Source organism: Undibacterium sp. Ji22W (assembly GCF_049340305.1).
GTDB lineage: Bacteria > Pseudomonadota > Gammaproteobacteria > Burkholderiales > Burkholderiaceae_D > Undibacterium.
On sequence record NZ_JBMPOU010000004.1, the window covers coordinates 70929 to 84549 of the forward strand.

Sequence of the window (13621 nt, forward strand, 5' to 3'; positions counted from 1 at the left end):
TCTTTATCAGAATCTTATCCAGAACGATTTCGCAGACGCTGTCTCCTCACATCACCACTTGAATCTCTTCGTATATTAAATCTCTTCGTATAAAGGCAAAGTCAAGAATTCTGCGAATTCGGCAGAAGTCGACATCTGCTCAAAAATTTGTGCCGCACGGTCATAAGTCACACCATCACCGACGGATTGCTTCACCTTAACCAACTCTTCGGTTGTCATCATCCGTACCATTTCTGCGGTAATTTTACGCCCATCTTCTAAGGTGCCTTTGGCAGAACGTATCCATTGCCACACTTGTGAACGGCTGATTTCTGCTGTCGCGGCATCCTCCATCAAGTTATGGATTGGCACACAACCATTGCCTGCCAGCCACGCTCCCAGATAGTGAATGCCGACGTTAATGTTGTAACGCAAGCCCGCTTCGGTGATTGGTGTTTCTGGTTGAAAATTAAGCAAATCTTGTGCGCTGACTTCGATATCTGGGCGTTTTTTTGTGATTTGATTTGGCGCATCTCCCAACACTTTCTTAAATTCAGCCATTGCTAAATCAACCAAACCGGGGTGCGCGACCCAACCACCATCGTAACCATCCGTCGCATCACGTGCTTTATCATTGCGCACGCCAGCCATAGCGATTTCATTTTTTTCAGGGTCGTTTTTAATCGGAATCAAAGCTGCCATACCGCCAATTGCAGGTGCGTTACGATGATGACAGGTCTTCAGCAATAACAAGGCATACGAGCGCATGAATGGTGCTGTCATTGTCACTTTAGCGCGATCTGCTAGACAGAAATTCTGGTCGTTTTTAAACTTTTTAATGCAAGAGAAAATATAGTCCCAACGCCCTGCATTTAGACCTGAACTGTGCTCCCTCAGTTCATACAAGATCTCATCCATCTCAAACGCAGCGAGAATGGTTTCTATCAACACGGTGGCTTTAATGGTGCCCTGAGGCAAACCTAATTCATTCTGTGTCGTAACGAAAATATCGTTCCACAAACGGGCTTCTAAATGCGATTCCATTTTAGGCAAATAGAAAAATGGGCCCACACCGCGAGCGATCTGTTCTTTAGCGTTATGGAACATAAATAAAGCAAAATCAAAGATTCCACCTGAAACACGTTTGCCATCCACCAGTACATGTTTTTCATCAAGGTGCCAACCACGGGGACGTACCACCAAGGTCGCGATTTTTTCATTGAGTTGGTAGCGTTTGCCATTTTGCTCAAGGCTGATGGTGCGACGTACTGCATCCCGTAAGTTGATTTGACCAGTAATTTGGTTATCCCAATTCGGCGTATTGGAATCTTCGAAGTCAGTCATATAGCTATCGGCACCCGAATTGAGTGCATTGATAATCATTTTGCGTTCGACTGGCCCGGTGATTTCTACGCGACGGCACTCCAAAGCTTTGGGAATCGGCGCGATACGCCAATCGCCACTTCGAATGTGCGCAGTTTCACTTAAGAACTCAGGCCGTTCTCCAGCATCCATTCGCGCCGCTCGCGCAATGCGCAATGCGAGTAATTCTTGGCGACGCACCTCAAATTGCCGACTCAGCTTTGCCACTAGGTTCAATGCATCCAGTGTCAAAATCTGCTCAAATCCTGGCGTGATTTCACCCGTAATTTGCATGCCTTCAGGTAATTTTAGTTGTGTCATTACAGCCTCGCTTAAAAATTATCAAAAAAATAGTAAAAAACCGGTTCAATCATTGCAGTGCACAATTTATTCTTAGTAGTCGATTTTTAGCAGTACAAATGACTTATTTAGTCAAAAACCGCAAAATACTTTAAAAAAAACAAAAAAATGAGCAAAATTTAGACGCAAATGAATACTTAAATCCAAGTATATTCAACATTTAAGTGTACATAATATCTCGTTTTATCATAGTATTTTTAACTTTTAATCACAAATAAATCCATATCAACTATTTATTGATATTATTAGTTAAAAGACTTGGGTCATTTTGTAACGAATTGCAGTCTTCGTAGGAGTCCAAATAGCATGTGGGGACTCACGTGACAAACAAATAAACGATGTAACACATCGACTAATTAACTAGATTTCTCAAAGAAGAATCGCTTTTTGGCGGAGACATACCATGGACCAATTCAAACAAATTTCCACTTTTGCTGAAGTCGCAACGCGTGGCAGTTTATCCGCCGCAGCGCGTGCTGAAGGCGTGGCACCAGCGATGATAGGACGTCGCCTCGACGCATTAGAAGAAAGACTCGACGTTAAACTTTTACAACGCACAACGCGCAAAATTGCCCTGACGATTGAAGGTGCGGCATTTTTAGAAGATTGCCAACGCATTTTGGCTGAATTAGAAGAAGCCGAAACTTCGGTTTCTGAGCGTAGCGCTAAAGCAAGTGGTCAATTGACGATTTCCGCGCCGGCAGGTTTTGGACGCCAACATGTCGCCCCCTTAATTCCAAATTTCTTAGCGGAACACAAAGAAGTCAAATTAACCCTCAATCTAAATGACCGCGTCGTTGATCTGATCGGTGAAGGTGTCGATGTTGCAATCCGTATCGCAACACTCACCGATTCTAATTTGATTGGTGTGAAGCTGGCGGATAACAAACGCGTCGTAGTCGCCTCTCCAGACTACATCAAACGCTATGGACGTCCCCAATCTTTGGACGACCTACATCACCACAATTGTCTTACTTTTAGTAGTGATGGTAGCCAACGCGGTTGGACTTTCAAAGAGAATGGCAAAAACGTATTACGCAAAGTCGAAGGCAATATGGTTTGCAATGATGGCGCGGTACTACATGATTGGGCGTTATCCGGCAAAGGTTTGGCTTGGCGTTCTATGTGGGAAGTTGGCAGTGAAATTGAAACCGGTAAGTTGGTGACTGTGTTGGATGAATACAATGCGCCTGGCAACGATATTTACGCAATTTTCGCGCAACGTCGACATCTCCCACTAAGAATTCGTGCGTTTGTCGATTTTCTCAGGGCTTCTTATAGCAAACCCAACTACTGGCAACACAAAATTTAAGAATTTCATTCGTTGTAGAATAAAAAAAGCGACCAGAGTCGCTTTTTTTATTTGGTATTTTCACCCATCGCTCAAAAATTTAGAACTCCTCCCAATCCTGTCCCGATGATTCTTGATTGCTACTTTTTGAAGAGGTAGCGGAGCGATGTGCTAAGGATTTCATCGGTGCTTTTTTTGCGGCAGGCTTACCTACTTTTGCAGGTTTCACAGAGGGTGTATCCATCGCGTCCAAATGACTAACATCATTCGCATTCAGCTTAAAAATACTAACGGCACGATTAAGATTATTCGCCTGCTCTTGCATACTTCCAGCAGCTGCAGCGGCCTCTTCAACCAAAGCTGCATTCTGTTGAACAGCTTCATCCATTTTTGAAATGGCGATATTCACCTGTCCAATACCATCACTTTGTTCAACACTTGCAGCGGTAATTTCCGCCATGATGTCGGCCACGCCTTTGATCGATACAACGATCTCGTCCATCGTGCGTCCAGCATCATCAACCAAGCGCGAGCCAACATCGACTTTAGAAACAGAATCGTTAATCAATTCTTTAATTTCTTTCGCTGCACTCGCTGAACGTTGTGCCAGACTGCGAACCTCGGAGGCCACAACGGCAAATCCACGTCCTTGCTCACCAGCACGTGCCGCTTCTACTGCAGCATTCAACGCCAGAATATTGGTCTGAAACGCAATACCATCAATCACCCCAATAATATCGACAATTTTTTTCGAGCTGTCTTTTATCGAATTCATCGTATGCACAACATCGCCCACTACTTGACCACCTTTAGTCGCGACACCCGATGCTTTCAAGGCCAAGGTATTTGCCTGACGCGCATTATCAGCATTTTGCTGCACGGTCGAGGTGAGTTCTTCCATGGAGGATGCTGTTTCTTCTAGGCTTGCGGCCTGATTTTCGGTACGTGCGGAGAGGTCCATATTTCCGGTCGCAATTTCCTCGGACGACACCGCGATTGAAGAACTCCCCTGGCGTACGGTATTCACTGTTTGCACCAGATTTTGGCGCATGTTTTCCAAGCCGCTTAGCAATTGTCCCATTTCATCGTTAGATTTTGCTTTAATTTGCTGCGACAAATCGCCATTTCCAATGGCTTCAAATTGCTGCAAAGTAAAATGCAGTGGGTGTGAAATAGCTACCAATAGGAAATACGCCGAAATTGCAACCGCAGTCAGTCCAGTCAAAACGCCCAAAATATCAACCCAAGTAAATATCTTCAAGGCATCCTGATTTTCCTTCAGCATCGTTTCGGCTGACTTACGCTGAAAATCATTCAAGCTCACCATCTTTTCAGAATACACTCTGAATAAAGTTGGTACTATATTCATATTAATATTATCAGCGGTATCTTTATCACCGGCTTTTATCGCCGTCAACATTGGTTGGAATGCTTCTTTGAGAAATTTATCCCGAGCCAACATCGCATCATCACCAAGGCGCTTTTCTTCCGCATCAGCAGGCAGAGCAAGATATTTTTTCCAGTTTGTGTCGGCTTGGTTTAGAAATTCCTCAACACGTTTGAGATTTTCGGCGTTATCGCTAGCCTCTGGATGTGCTATGGAACGATCAACTGCAGTTCGGGCGCGCAACAGTGCAACGCGTGCAGAACTCAAAGCTTCTAATGAAGGCATCTGATTCGTAAATAGCTCATTAAAACTTGCATTGCTATTTCGGACGCCAAAAATACCCATTAAACCACCAACGGTTAACATTATTCCCATAACCGCCATGGTGGCAATCAACCTGAACTTGATTGTGACATTAAACATAGATTTGTCTCCGACTGAATTTCAAATGCGATAAGTAAATTTTGCTTTGCTAACTCGTAAAAATAATACAGTTGCCGAAAATCAACATTGATTTAACACAAGATAAGTATAGTTAGGTTTATATTGATCGGAAAGGAATATTAGCGATACGGCACAAAAGTGTAAAAAAAAGACGAAAAAAAACCCAGTCTATCGACTGGGTCTTTTTTTACTTTTTCGACTTTAACAAGCCATACAAATTATCTAAATTAGATAGCTTGGATGTTTGATGCTTGTTTGCCTTTAGGGCCTGTAGTTACGTCGAAAGAAACACGTTGGTTTTCTTTCAAAGACTTGAAGCCTGCTGATACGATTGCTGAGAAATGTGCGAACAAATCTTCGCCGCCTTCGTCAGGAGTAATGAAGCCAAAACCTTTAGAATCATTAAACCATTTTACAATACCTGTTGCCATTACAATTTCCTATTTCAGTTAATGTGGGCAGATGCCCGATAGATCGTTTCAACCAAGCAAGAAATGACAGACTGATACTGCACTACTACCTAGAATCTCAACGATAACCCCGATTATACTCACAATTTCTCCAGAAAGTAAATTTTAAAGTGAAAGTGGTGCAATTCGTGGCATTTTGAATCATTTTGCCTGTTTTTTAGACAAATTCTTCACGATTTTTTCATGAATGCCGATAAATGGCGAAGTCTTACACATTCATACAATTTTCTACCATTTCAGCATTACACTTGCGGCTCGATTAAACACATCCATACCAAAGTCTCTTAATGATGAAAAAAAACCTGTGTAATAGCAAATTTAATTCATTGATCTTGCAAATAAGCTGCTTTCTTTTTTGCTTCGTTTTTAGCAGCAACGATGTTCATGCTGCAAGCTCTCCCTTATTGCGATGCGACGTCACTTATGCTGGGACGACACAGCGGATCGATACGCGCTTAAGCAGCGATCCCTACGCAGCAGAGATTTATGATATTGGCGGCCGCTTCAGTTTTAAAGCAGTAATGATAGGAAGCAAACATAACTCGTCCATACACTACATCAAACTCTACGCGTACTTACAGGGTCGTGAATTCGACATTCCAATTCATCAAGCCACTTTCAAAGCACCAATTCGTATCAGCAAGACGATGCGCGCTCTAACACCATTTAATCATTTATATGCAGGTGAAGTTGAACGTGAATTGCAATACCAATGTTATCTAGGCTACTTCGGATGGAATAAGAAATGAATCAGTCCACAAAAAATCTCTTTTGCACTTTGTCGTTGAGTTTGTTGTTTCCGTTTAGCAGTTTTGCCCAACAGCCATCAAAAAAGCCCCTAGATACACCGTCTAAGCAAGTCAGTATTTTATTTGCCGGCGATATGGTACTCGCAGATTTACCTGGTAAAACTATCGAACAAGGGCGCGATCCCTATGCTGCATTTAAGGACATTTTCGCTACCGCAGATCTACGCATAGGTAATCTGGAATGTGTAATAGCAACCACGGGTAAAGCGGCAGACAAGAACTTTACTTTCCGGGCGCACCCCAGAGTTATTCCCGTACTTAAGCAACATTTTGATGCAATTTCTCTCGCTAACAATCATTCCGGCGACTTTGGCCCAGAGGCATTTAGTGAAATGCTCGGCCTATTAAAAACGCAAGAGTTAGCCTATTTTGGTGGAGGTAATAATGTCAGCGAAGCACATCGTCCTCACATAATAGAAAAAAATGGCTTACGAATTGCCCTACTTGGTTACGATGAATTCATGCCGCGTAGTTTCGAAGCAAACACAAATAAAGCCGGTGTCGCTTGGAGTGAAGATGAACAAGTAGTACGTGACATTATCAATGCCCGCAAAGTCTATCGTGCCGATATTGTGATTCCATTCATGCACTGGGGCTGGGAAAATGAAACGACCGCAAATAAACGCCAACGGCAACTAGCTAGAATAATGATTGACGCTGGCGCAGACGCTGTTATTGGTGGTCATCCGCATGTTATACAAGACACGGAAACATATAAAGGCAAACCGATTATTTATAGCATCGGCAACTTCATGATGGATGCATTAGATAATGAAGCACAGACTCTAGGATGGGCAGTGCGACTACATGTCAATCAAAATGGCGCACAAGCTTGGGATACACGTTTAGTCAAAATAAATCCACAAGGTACACCTGCGCCTGTTGTCGATGCAAATAGTCCTTGCTGGAATAAAAAAACTGGACAAACCACCCTGTGTAGCAATGCCCAGCTGAAGTAAAAAAGCGAAGTAAATCGACGATATTGGTTCAACTGCAGTAAATAAAAATCCCGGTCATGCCCGCAGCATCGTCGGGAATTTTATACTTGTCGTTTAGCCTAGCGCCCGACTCAAGACTAAATTAATCAATACTAGATCACTACGCGGTTGCGCCACACAGGGCAAAATAGTTCCTTCAGATTTTTCGTCAAAGCTGACGCCCGGCCACTCTATCGTATAGGCTATCTGCCCATGCTGCATCTGACACAGGCAAGTGCGGCAACTGCCATTCCTGCAAGAATTTGCGAGCATTAAACCGTTTCGCAGTGCTGCTGCCAAGATCGTCTCATCCGCCGCACACGAAAATTCTTCACCTGATTTCGCTAGGAAAATTCTAAATTTCTGAATATCGGCTGTCATCCTAAGCACTGGCAATAGGTAATCACACGACTTTTTGCAAACGCATAGCGATGCTCATATCGCCCGCTAATTTGAGTTTGCCGCTCATAAATCCACTCACTGGATTGAGCTGCCCCGCAAGCAAGTCTACTAAATCTGACAATGTCAGCGACACTGTGCAGCTTGCTTCGGCATTTTGATTATTTACAAAATGCGGATTCGCTAAGGCATCAACAAAAATCACGCCATCGTCACCACAATCAAATTTCAGAGTCGCATTCAAACTACTATTTTGACCTAGTTTTTGACGTATCTTTTCTGTACAAGCAGGCAAATCCATAGATCTTCTTTCTCGAAAAATTCAAGTCATTACTTTAAGACGCAAGTCAACATCCAAAAAAATTCATTTCGGCTAACTCTGACTTCACGCGCGATCGCCGAAAATTTCTTTTTCAGGTAGCTATCGGTAGGGAAATTTTTAATGACTTCAACTCTTGTGCCATCTGGTAACTCGCGAATCTGATAGGTATTACCATCGCTGTCCGTACGTGCCGTGGGGCGAGTAAAATCTTCCACCACATTATCGTCAATCAAAACCAAAAGTCCACCTGAAGCCAGAGCCTTCTGCATATTTTTCATCGCAGAATTATATTCATCGCGACGAATGTGTGACCACATGCCAGCAGCAAAGCATGCGGTAAATTTACGCTCTGCAGGCAACTTCAAATCGTGCCAGTCAGCCACTGCGAATTCGACCTTGCCATCCGGGTAATCGTGATCTTGCGCCATCTCCAACATGACTTCATTGATGTCAGTTGCCAAAACAGTTCTAGCAGCTTCTGCAATATGTTGAGTCCAAAATCCTGAACCACACCCTAACTCCAGCACATCGTGATTTGCCAACGCATCACTGATATGTTCAGCGGCGGCATAGGCATCTTCCTCTAAATCTGGCTCTTGATATTTTTCATCAAAGTTCTCAGCGCAATGCGCATAATATTCTGCTAAAGCTTCTCGCTTCATGGTCATCTTTCACTAAAATTTTATTGCATACATCGCGCATCTCAAATTGCCGCGCGATCTTAAAGATCGTAGTTGTCTTTACCGCCCTGCATCACCTGATCGATCAATTTACGATTCATGGTTGGTGATAGCATCTCAATAAAGGTATACATGTAGGTGCGTAGGTATGCCCCCTGTCTGACGGCTACGCGTGACACATTCATTCCAAACAAATGTCCGACTGAAATCGTGCGCAAATTCAAATCCCGCTCAGGATCAAACGCCATACCCGCAATAATCCCAACCCCCATCCCCAATTCTACATAAGTCTTAATCACGTCAGCATCAATCGCTTCCAGCAAGACATCGGGTTTTAAATGACGGACTTCAAACGCATGGTCGATCTTGCTGCGACCAGCGAAGGCAGCGTCATAGGTAATCAAAGGATAACGCGCGATATCCTCTAAACTGATCGATTTCAGCTTGAGAAGAGCATGATCTTGAGGCACCACCACCACGTGTTCCCACTGATAACATGGCATAGAAACCAAACCATCAACGCTGGTAATAGCCTCTGTCGCAATCGCAATATCGGCCTGATCACGCATGACCATTTCGGCGATTTGTTTTGGGCTGCCCTGCAACAACGACAATCGCACTTTCGGATACTTTTGCATGAAAGCTTGAACCAACTTAGGCAAAGCATAACGTGCTTGTGTATGAGTCGTGGCGATCGTAAAACTACCGCTATCTTGCGCTGCAAATTCTTTACCAATGCGTTTTAAGCCATCGATCTCTTGCATAATCATTTCTACTGATTTCAAGACGGCGCGGCCAGGTTCTGTCAAGCCACGGATCCGCTTACCATGACGGGCAAAAATGTCAACGCCCAGCTCTTCTTCCAGCTCAATAATGGCCTTTGAAACGCCGGGTTGTGAAGTAAACAAAGCCTTGGCAGCTTCGGTAAGATTAAAGTTCTGTCTGACCGCTTCGCGAACGAAACGCAATTGATGAAGATTCATGCAAGCATCCTTGAGTCAGCGTAAAGTTCTTTATCGGATAAATTTACCATTTCCATTAACCGCAGGGAAACCACAATTGCACACTCAGCGAGCGCTTGTCACCACTGAAAATCGCGATTAAGTACTTGGAATTATTGAAACATCTCTTTATACGATAAAGAATAATTTTATTCGATTTATATAACCTGAACAGTATATAGACTCAAGGGCTCATTTTCTAGAAAAAATCAAAGTTCCCCCTCAAAAACCGTGAATCTTTAGTTTTTTGCGTATTCGACCACGCTTTGTTCAATCGCACCAAATATTGATTTGCCGTTTTTATCCAGCATCTCGATCCGGATTTTGTCACCAAATTTCATGAATTCTGTCATGGCTGCGCCATTCGCAATCATTTCCAACGCGCGCTTTTCGGCGATACAGCTGTAACCCTTCTTCGGATCTTTATTTGAAACCGTACCCGACCCAATAATCGTACCTGCGCGGGCATTGCGTGTTTTACATAAATGCGTGATCAATTGAGGAAAAGAAAACACCATATCCACACCGGCATTCGGTTGCCCGACCAAATTGTCGTTCCAGGTCGACCGTAATGGCAAATGCACTTTGCCGTCTTTCCATGCATCGCCTAATTCATCCGGTGTGATCGCCACAGGTGAAAAACTGGAAGCCGGCTTGGATTGAAAGAAGCCAAAGCCTTTCGCCAATTCTGCCGGAATCAAATTTCGCAACGACACATCGTTCACCAGCATCAATAGACGAATATGTTCGCCGGCATGCTGAACTTTCACTCCCATGGGCACGTCACTAGTCACGACCGCGATTTCACTCTCAAAATCGATACCCCATTCGTCAGACAATAAGGCAATGTCATCCATGGGGCCAATAAAATCATCGCTACCACCTTGATACATCAGCGGGTCGTGCCAAAAGCTCTCAGGCATTTCGGCATTCCGTGCTTTGCGCACCAGCTCAACATGATTTACATAAGAAGAACCATCTGCCCATTGATAAGCGCGCGGCAAAGGTGCCATACAATTCTTCGGATCGAAATCGAAGCTATTAATGCCACGCCCCAAATTCAAGCGCTCATACACCTCGTCCAATTGAGGGGCAATAAAACTCCAGTCATCCAGCGCGTGCTGTAGCGTTGCCGCGATTCCGTCGGCGACCTGAGCAGTTTTTAAGTCGCGCGCAACGACGATCAGTTGGCCATCACGTGTTCCATCTTTGAGTGTCGCTAGTTTCATATTTTTATAGCCATATAATTATTTACATATCAATTCACCACCATCATCATCACATCAGTAATTCAGTAGATGAACTTCTCAGCATGCATTTTACCGCGCCGCTGCTGTTGGATTTCGATGTGCATAGGAATAATTTATTTCTGGTGGGAATCAGCACGTGTATGATTAAAACAGTTAGCTGACCTTCAAATTAGGAGCAATAACATGCATATGAATTCACTTATGATCCGTACGCGACTCTGGTTCGGTTTTGGCAGCTTGCTTGTCATCATGTTGCTGATGGCGCTCTTTAACGCAACCCGCCTCAACACAATCGCCAATCAGACCTCCGCAATGCTAGATCAAAACGTCAGCGGACTTGAAAGTTCGTTGGAGGTTGCCCGCCTGATGCAGGAAAATGGTAGACGCGTTTCTGCTCTGTTTCTAACACGTGACCAGAATTTGCGCAAAGAACATTATCAGGCAATCGACATCAATAAGAAAAGCATAGGTCAACTGCTAGAAAAACTTTCCAAACAAGCAAACAACCCCGAGCGAAAAGCACTGATTGAGACCGCGACAAAATCACGTGTGGCATTTGTCGCGTCATTCATCAAGGCCGCAGATTCGCTAGAATTAGACGACATTGAATCTGCCGAAAACCAAATGAACACCACAGTCTTCCCTACGCTGAACAAAGCGACGGCGGATATGAAAGCGCTGGTAGATTACGAAAGACAGCAGATGAGTTTGGAAGATACTTCGATCAAGAAAGACGTGAGTTTCTCTCTCAAAATGATGATCGTTGCAGGACTTGTGGCCACCGCCGTCTGCGCCTTACTCGCTTATCTGATTACGCACTCGATTACGGCCCCTTTGAATGCCGCGATTGATATTGCAACACGCGTCGCAGATGGCGATCTAACGACTAAAATTGAAAAGAATGCTGAAGATGAAACGGGCATCCTACTTGATGCGCTGGCACACATGAATCAAAATTTGATTCAGACTATCCAGCAGGTCAACACCAGCGTCGCGACTATCGCAACCGCCTCTGGAGAAATTGCAGCGGGCAATGCCGATTTATCTGCGCGGACAGAATCGCAAGCCAGTTCTTTAGAAGAAACAGCCTCTTCCATGGAGGAATTGACCTCTACCGTTAAGCAAAATGCAGACAATGCGCGGCAAGCCAACGCACTTGCCCTAAAAGCTTCTGGCGTAGCGAGTCAAGGTGGCGAAGTGGTTGGCAACGTCGTGCACACCATGAATTCGATCAAAGATAGTTCCAAACGCATTGTTGATATCATTGGCGTGATTGATGGCATCGCATTCCAAACCAATATTTTGGCTCTCAATGCAGCGGTAGAAGCAGCTCGTGCAGGTGAACAAGGTCGTGGATTCGCGGTAGTCGCATCGGAAGTGCGAAGCCTAGCTCAACGTTCAGCAAGCGCAGCCAAAGAAATCAAAGAATTGATTAACGACTCGGTCTCTAAAGTCGATGAAGGTTCTCGTTTGGTTGATGATGCTGGACGCACTATGAGCGAAATTGTCTCGTCCGTGAAATATGTTGCCGATATCATGGCGGAGATTACTGCCGCCAGCCAAGAGCAAAGCGCGGGGATTGAAGAAGTTAATTTGGCCATCACTCATATTGATGAAATGACCCAGCAAAATGCAGCTTTGGTTGAACAAGCAGCGGCAGCTGCCGAAAGTATGCAAGAACAAGCGCAGGCTTTGTCGCAAGCGGTCTCTGTGTTCAAATTGCATCAGGCTCAGATGATAGTAGCGAAACCAACTAGACAACAACGGTCTCGATTAAGCTAAATAAAGTCTCAGCAAACCAATCTTATTTACTGACTCATTCGCGGAGAAATTGTCCTTGTCTACCACCATCATCTACGAAACAGCACGCCTGAGACTGAGAACTTTGGATGCAAACGATGCCAGTTTTTATCTGCAACTGGTAAATGAACCGAGCTTCATCGAGAATATTCGCGACAAAGGAATACGCACAATTGCAGAGTCCGAACAGGCTATTCAGACCGGACACTGCGAAGTGCAAGAAAAAATGGGGTTTAGCTTATATCTGGTCGAACGCAAAGACGATAGTGCAGCCATAGGCTTATGTGGCTTAGTAAAGCGCGATGATTTGCCGGGAATAGATATCGGCTATGCCTATTTGCCGGAATATGCACGTCAGGGCTATGCATACGAAGCGAATGCGGGGTTACTCGATTACGCAAGAGACAACCTAAAATTAACTGAATTACTCGCGATTGTTTCACCACACAACCAAGCTTCATCCAATTTATTAGAAAAGCTCGGTTTTCAGTTGCAAGAAATAATTCCCTGGAAAGAAGGCGGTGCAGTGAAACTTTACAAGCGCTCACTTGATTAAATGCTGCGTCGTCCGCTAGTGCTCAGCTAATGTTCACATCCCAAGCACCTGATTTACGCAAAATTTATAGAAAACGATCTAAAATTTTTCGGCTATGCTTATCGATTTCGAACATATTGCGAATCAGGAAATGAATTCCATGATTATCAGCAATCAACAAAGATTCTTTACCGATACGACGAATATCTTCGTCTCCCTTTAATACAAATCGTGTATCACCACGATCCGTCTGCACATGCCACGTGCATGGTGTTGCAAAACTCGTGACGCTAAGTATCTTGGCGATCTCAGGCATAAATTCACGACCTTCTAACTCTTCGTCAATCAAATTGCGAATCGCTTCTGGCAGATCATTTATGTGATCAATCCAAGCAACCTCAGCGCCATTTTCTTTCACCAGCGAGATTCCAGCATCAGGAGATTGAATTGGAAATGCGCGTACAGGGCGCACGTCAACATGTGCTGCGCCTTGTGCGTCGGTTAGGACTAATTGGCGAAAATTATTTCGGTACAATTGAAATGTCGTCGTCATTT

The 13621-nt window shown here is 44.2% G+C and carries 14 protein-coding genes; 5 read left to right on the forward strand and 9 right to left on the reverse strand.

Annotated elements, in window-relative coordinates; genetic code table 11:
- Positions 1 to 75 precede the first annotated feature (75 nt).
- Positions 76 to 1662 (reverse strand): malate synthase A, encoded by a 1587-nt coding sequence (aceB, locus tag ACO0KW_RS17905; protein WP_423054737.1) that lies wholly within the window; start codon positions 1660 to 1662, stop codon positions 76 to 78.
- 442 nt (positions 1663 to 2104) lie between these two features.
- Here aceB and ACO0KW_RS17910 point away from each other — a divergent pair, with 442 nt between their 5' ends.
- Positions 2105 to 3013, forward strand: a complete 909-nt coding sequence (locus tag ACO0KW_RS17910; RefSeq protein WP_423054738.1) for a LysR family transcriptional regulator — start codon at positions 2105 to 2107, stop codon at positions 3011 to 3013.
- 79 nt (positions 3014 to 3092) lie between these two features.
- On the opposite strand, the gene ACO0KW_RS17915 is transcribed toward ACO0KW_RS17910, so the two are convergent.
- Both ACO0KW_RS17915 and ACO0KW_RS17920 read right to left on the reverse strand, forming a co-directional pair.
- The gene (locus tag ACO0KW_RS17915; protein ID WP_423054739.1) at positions 3093 to 4802 is read right to left on the reverse strand and encodes a methyl-accepting chemotaxis protein; all 1710 of its coding nucleotides are present in this window, start codon (positions 4800 to 4802) and stop codon (positions 3093 to 3095) included.
- A gap of 248 nt (positions 4803 to 5050) precedes the next feature.
- Positions 5051 to 5254 (reverse strand): cold-shock protein, encoded by a 204-nt coding sequence (locus ACO0KW_RS17920; RefSeq protein WP_186889194.1) that lies wholly within the window; start codon positions 5252 to 5254, stop codon positions 5051 to 5053.
- 443 nt (positions 5255 to 5697) lie between these two features.
- Here ACO0KW_RS17920 and ACO0KW_RS17925 point away from each other — a divergent pair, with 443 nt between their 5' ends.
- Positions 5698 to 6042 (forward strand): hypothetical protein, encoded by a 345-nt coding sequence (locus ACO0KW_RS17925; protein WP_423054740.1) that lies wholly within the window; start codon positions 5698 to 5700, stop codon positions 6040 to 6042.
- Entirely contained in the window at positions 6039 to 7061 is a 1023-nt protein-coding gene (locus ACO0KW_RS17930; protein ID WP_423054741.1) for a CapA family protein, read from the forward strand. Before ACO0KW_RS17925 ends, ACO0KW_RS17930 begins: the two co-directional genes overlap by 4 nt.
- Positions 7062 to 7154: 93 nt before the next feature.
- Here ACO0KW_RS17930 and ACO0KW_RS17935 read toward each other — a convergent pair whose 3' ends face one another.
- From ACO0KW_RS17935 to ACO0KW_RS17955, 5 genes are all read right to left on the reverse strand, one after another.
- Positions 7155 to 7460, reverse strand: a complete 306-nt coding sequence (locus tag ACO0KW_RS17935; protein WP_423054742.1) for a 2Fe-2S iron-sulfur cluster-binding protein — start codon at positions 7458 to 7460, stop codon at positions 7155 to 7157.
- 22 nt (positions 7461 to 7482) lie between these two features.
- Entirely contained in the window at positions 7483 to 7779 is a 297-nt protein-coding gene (locus tag ACO0KW_RS17940; RefSeq protein ID WP_423054743.1) for an SCP2 sterol-binding domain-containing protein, read from the reverse strand.
- 29 nt (positions 7780 to 7808) lie between these two features.
- The gene (locus ACO0KW_RS17945) at positions 7809 to 8468 is read right to left on the reverse strand and encodes a class I SAM-dependent methyltransferase (RefSeq protein WP_423054744.1); all 660 of its coding nucleotides are present in this window, start codon (positions 8466 to 8468) and stop codon (positions 7809 to 7811) included.
- A gap of 53 nt (positions 8469 to 8521) precedes the next feature.
- Positions 8522 to 9463 carry a CysB family HTH-type transcriptional regulator gene (locus ACO0KW_RS17950; RefSeq protein WP_423054745.1) on the reverse strand — a complete coding sequence of 314 codons (942 nt, stop codon included), beginning with the start codon at positions 9461 to 9463 and terminating at the stop codon, positions 8522 to 8524.
- 257 nt (positions 9464 to 9720) lie between these two features.
- A complete protein-coding gene (locus tag ACO0KW_RS17955; RefSeq protein ID WP_423054746.1) occupies positions 9721 to 10710 on the reverse strand; it encodes a fumarylacetoacetate hydrolase family protein in 990 nt (329 codons plus the stop codon).
- Between the two features lie 204 nt (positions 10711 to 10914).
- Between ACO0KW_RS17955 and ACO0KW_RS17960 the strand changes: the two genes are divergently transcribed.
- Both ACO0KW_RS17960 and ACO0KW_RS17965 read left to right on the forward strand, forming a co-directional pair.
- Entirely contained in the window at positions 10915 to 12513 is a 1599-nt protein-coding gene (locus ACO0KW_RS17960) for a methyl-accepting chemotaxis protein (RefSeq protein ID WP_423054747.1), read from the forward strand.
- Positions 12514 to 12568: 55 nt separating this feature from the next.
- Positions 12569 to 13087, forward strand: a complete 519-nt coding sequence (locus tag ACO0KW_RS17965) for a GNAT family N-acetyltransferase (protein ID WP_423054748.1) — start codon at positions 12569 to 12571, stop codon at positions 13085 to 13087.
- Positions 13088 to 13151: 64 nt separating this feature from the next.
- On the opposite strand, the gene ACO0KW_RS17970 is transcribed toward ACO0KW_RS17965, so the two are convergent.
- On the reverse strand, positions 13152 to 13619 hold the full coding sequence (locus ACO0KW_RS17970; RefSeq protein WP_423054749.1) for a DUF1854 domain-containing protein: 468 nt from the start codon (positions 13617 to 13619) through the stop codon (positions 13152 to 13154).
- Between the last annotated feature and the right edge of the window lie 2 nt (positions 13620 to 13621).

Coding starts and splice junctions, on each gene's coding strand:
- aceB (WP_423054737.1), bottom strand. CDS start 1,662: ATGACACAACTAAAATTACCTGAAGGCATGCAAATTACGGGTGAAATC.
- ACO0KW_RS17910 (WP_423054738.1), top strand. CDS start 2,105: ATGGACCAATTCAAACAAATTTCCACTTTTGCTGAAGTCGCAACGCGT.
- ACO0KW_RS17915 (WP_423054739.1), bottom strand. CDS start 4,802: ATGTTTAATGTCACAATCAAGTTCAGGTTGATTGCCACCATGGCGGTT.
- ACO0KW_RS17920 (WP_186889194.1), bottom strand. CDS start 5,254: ATGGCAACAGGTATTGTAAAATGGTTTAATGATTCTAAAGGTTTTGGC.
- ACO0KW_RS17930 (WP_423054741.1), top strand. CDS start 6,039: ATGAATCAGTCCACAAAAAATCTCTTTTGCACTTTGTCGTTGAGTTTG.
- ACO0KW_RS17935 (WP_423054742.1), bottom strand. CDS start 7,460: ATGACAGCCGATATTCAGAAATTTAGAATTTTCCTAGCGAAATCAGGT.
- ACO0KW_RS17940 (WP_423054743.1), bottom strand. CDS start 7,779: ATGGATTTGCCTGCTTGTACAGAAAAGATACGTCAAAAACTAGGTCAA.
- ACO0KW_RS17945 (WP_423054744.1), bottom strand. CDS start 8,468: ATGACCATGAAGCGAGAAGCTTTAGCAGAATATTATGCGCATTGCGCT.
- ACO0KW_RS17950 (WP_423054745.1), bottom strand. CDS start 9,463: ATGAATCTTCATCAATTGCGTTTCGTTCGCGAAGCGGTCAGACAGAAC.
- ACO0KW_RS17955 (WP_423054746.1), bottom strand. CDS start 10,710: ATGAAACTAGCGACACTCAAAGATGGAACACGTGATGGCCAACTGATC.
- ACO0KW_RS17960 (WP_423054747.1), top strand. CDS start 10,915: ATGCATATGAATTCACTTATGATCCGTACGCGACTCTGGTTCGGTTTT.
- ACO0KW_RS17970 (WP_423054749.1), bottom strand. CDS start 13,619: ATGACGACGACATTTCAATTGTACCGAAATAATTTTCGCCAATTAGTC.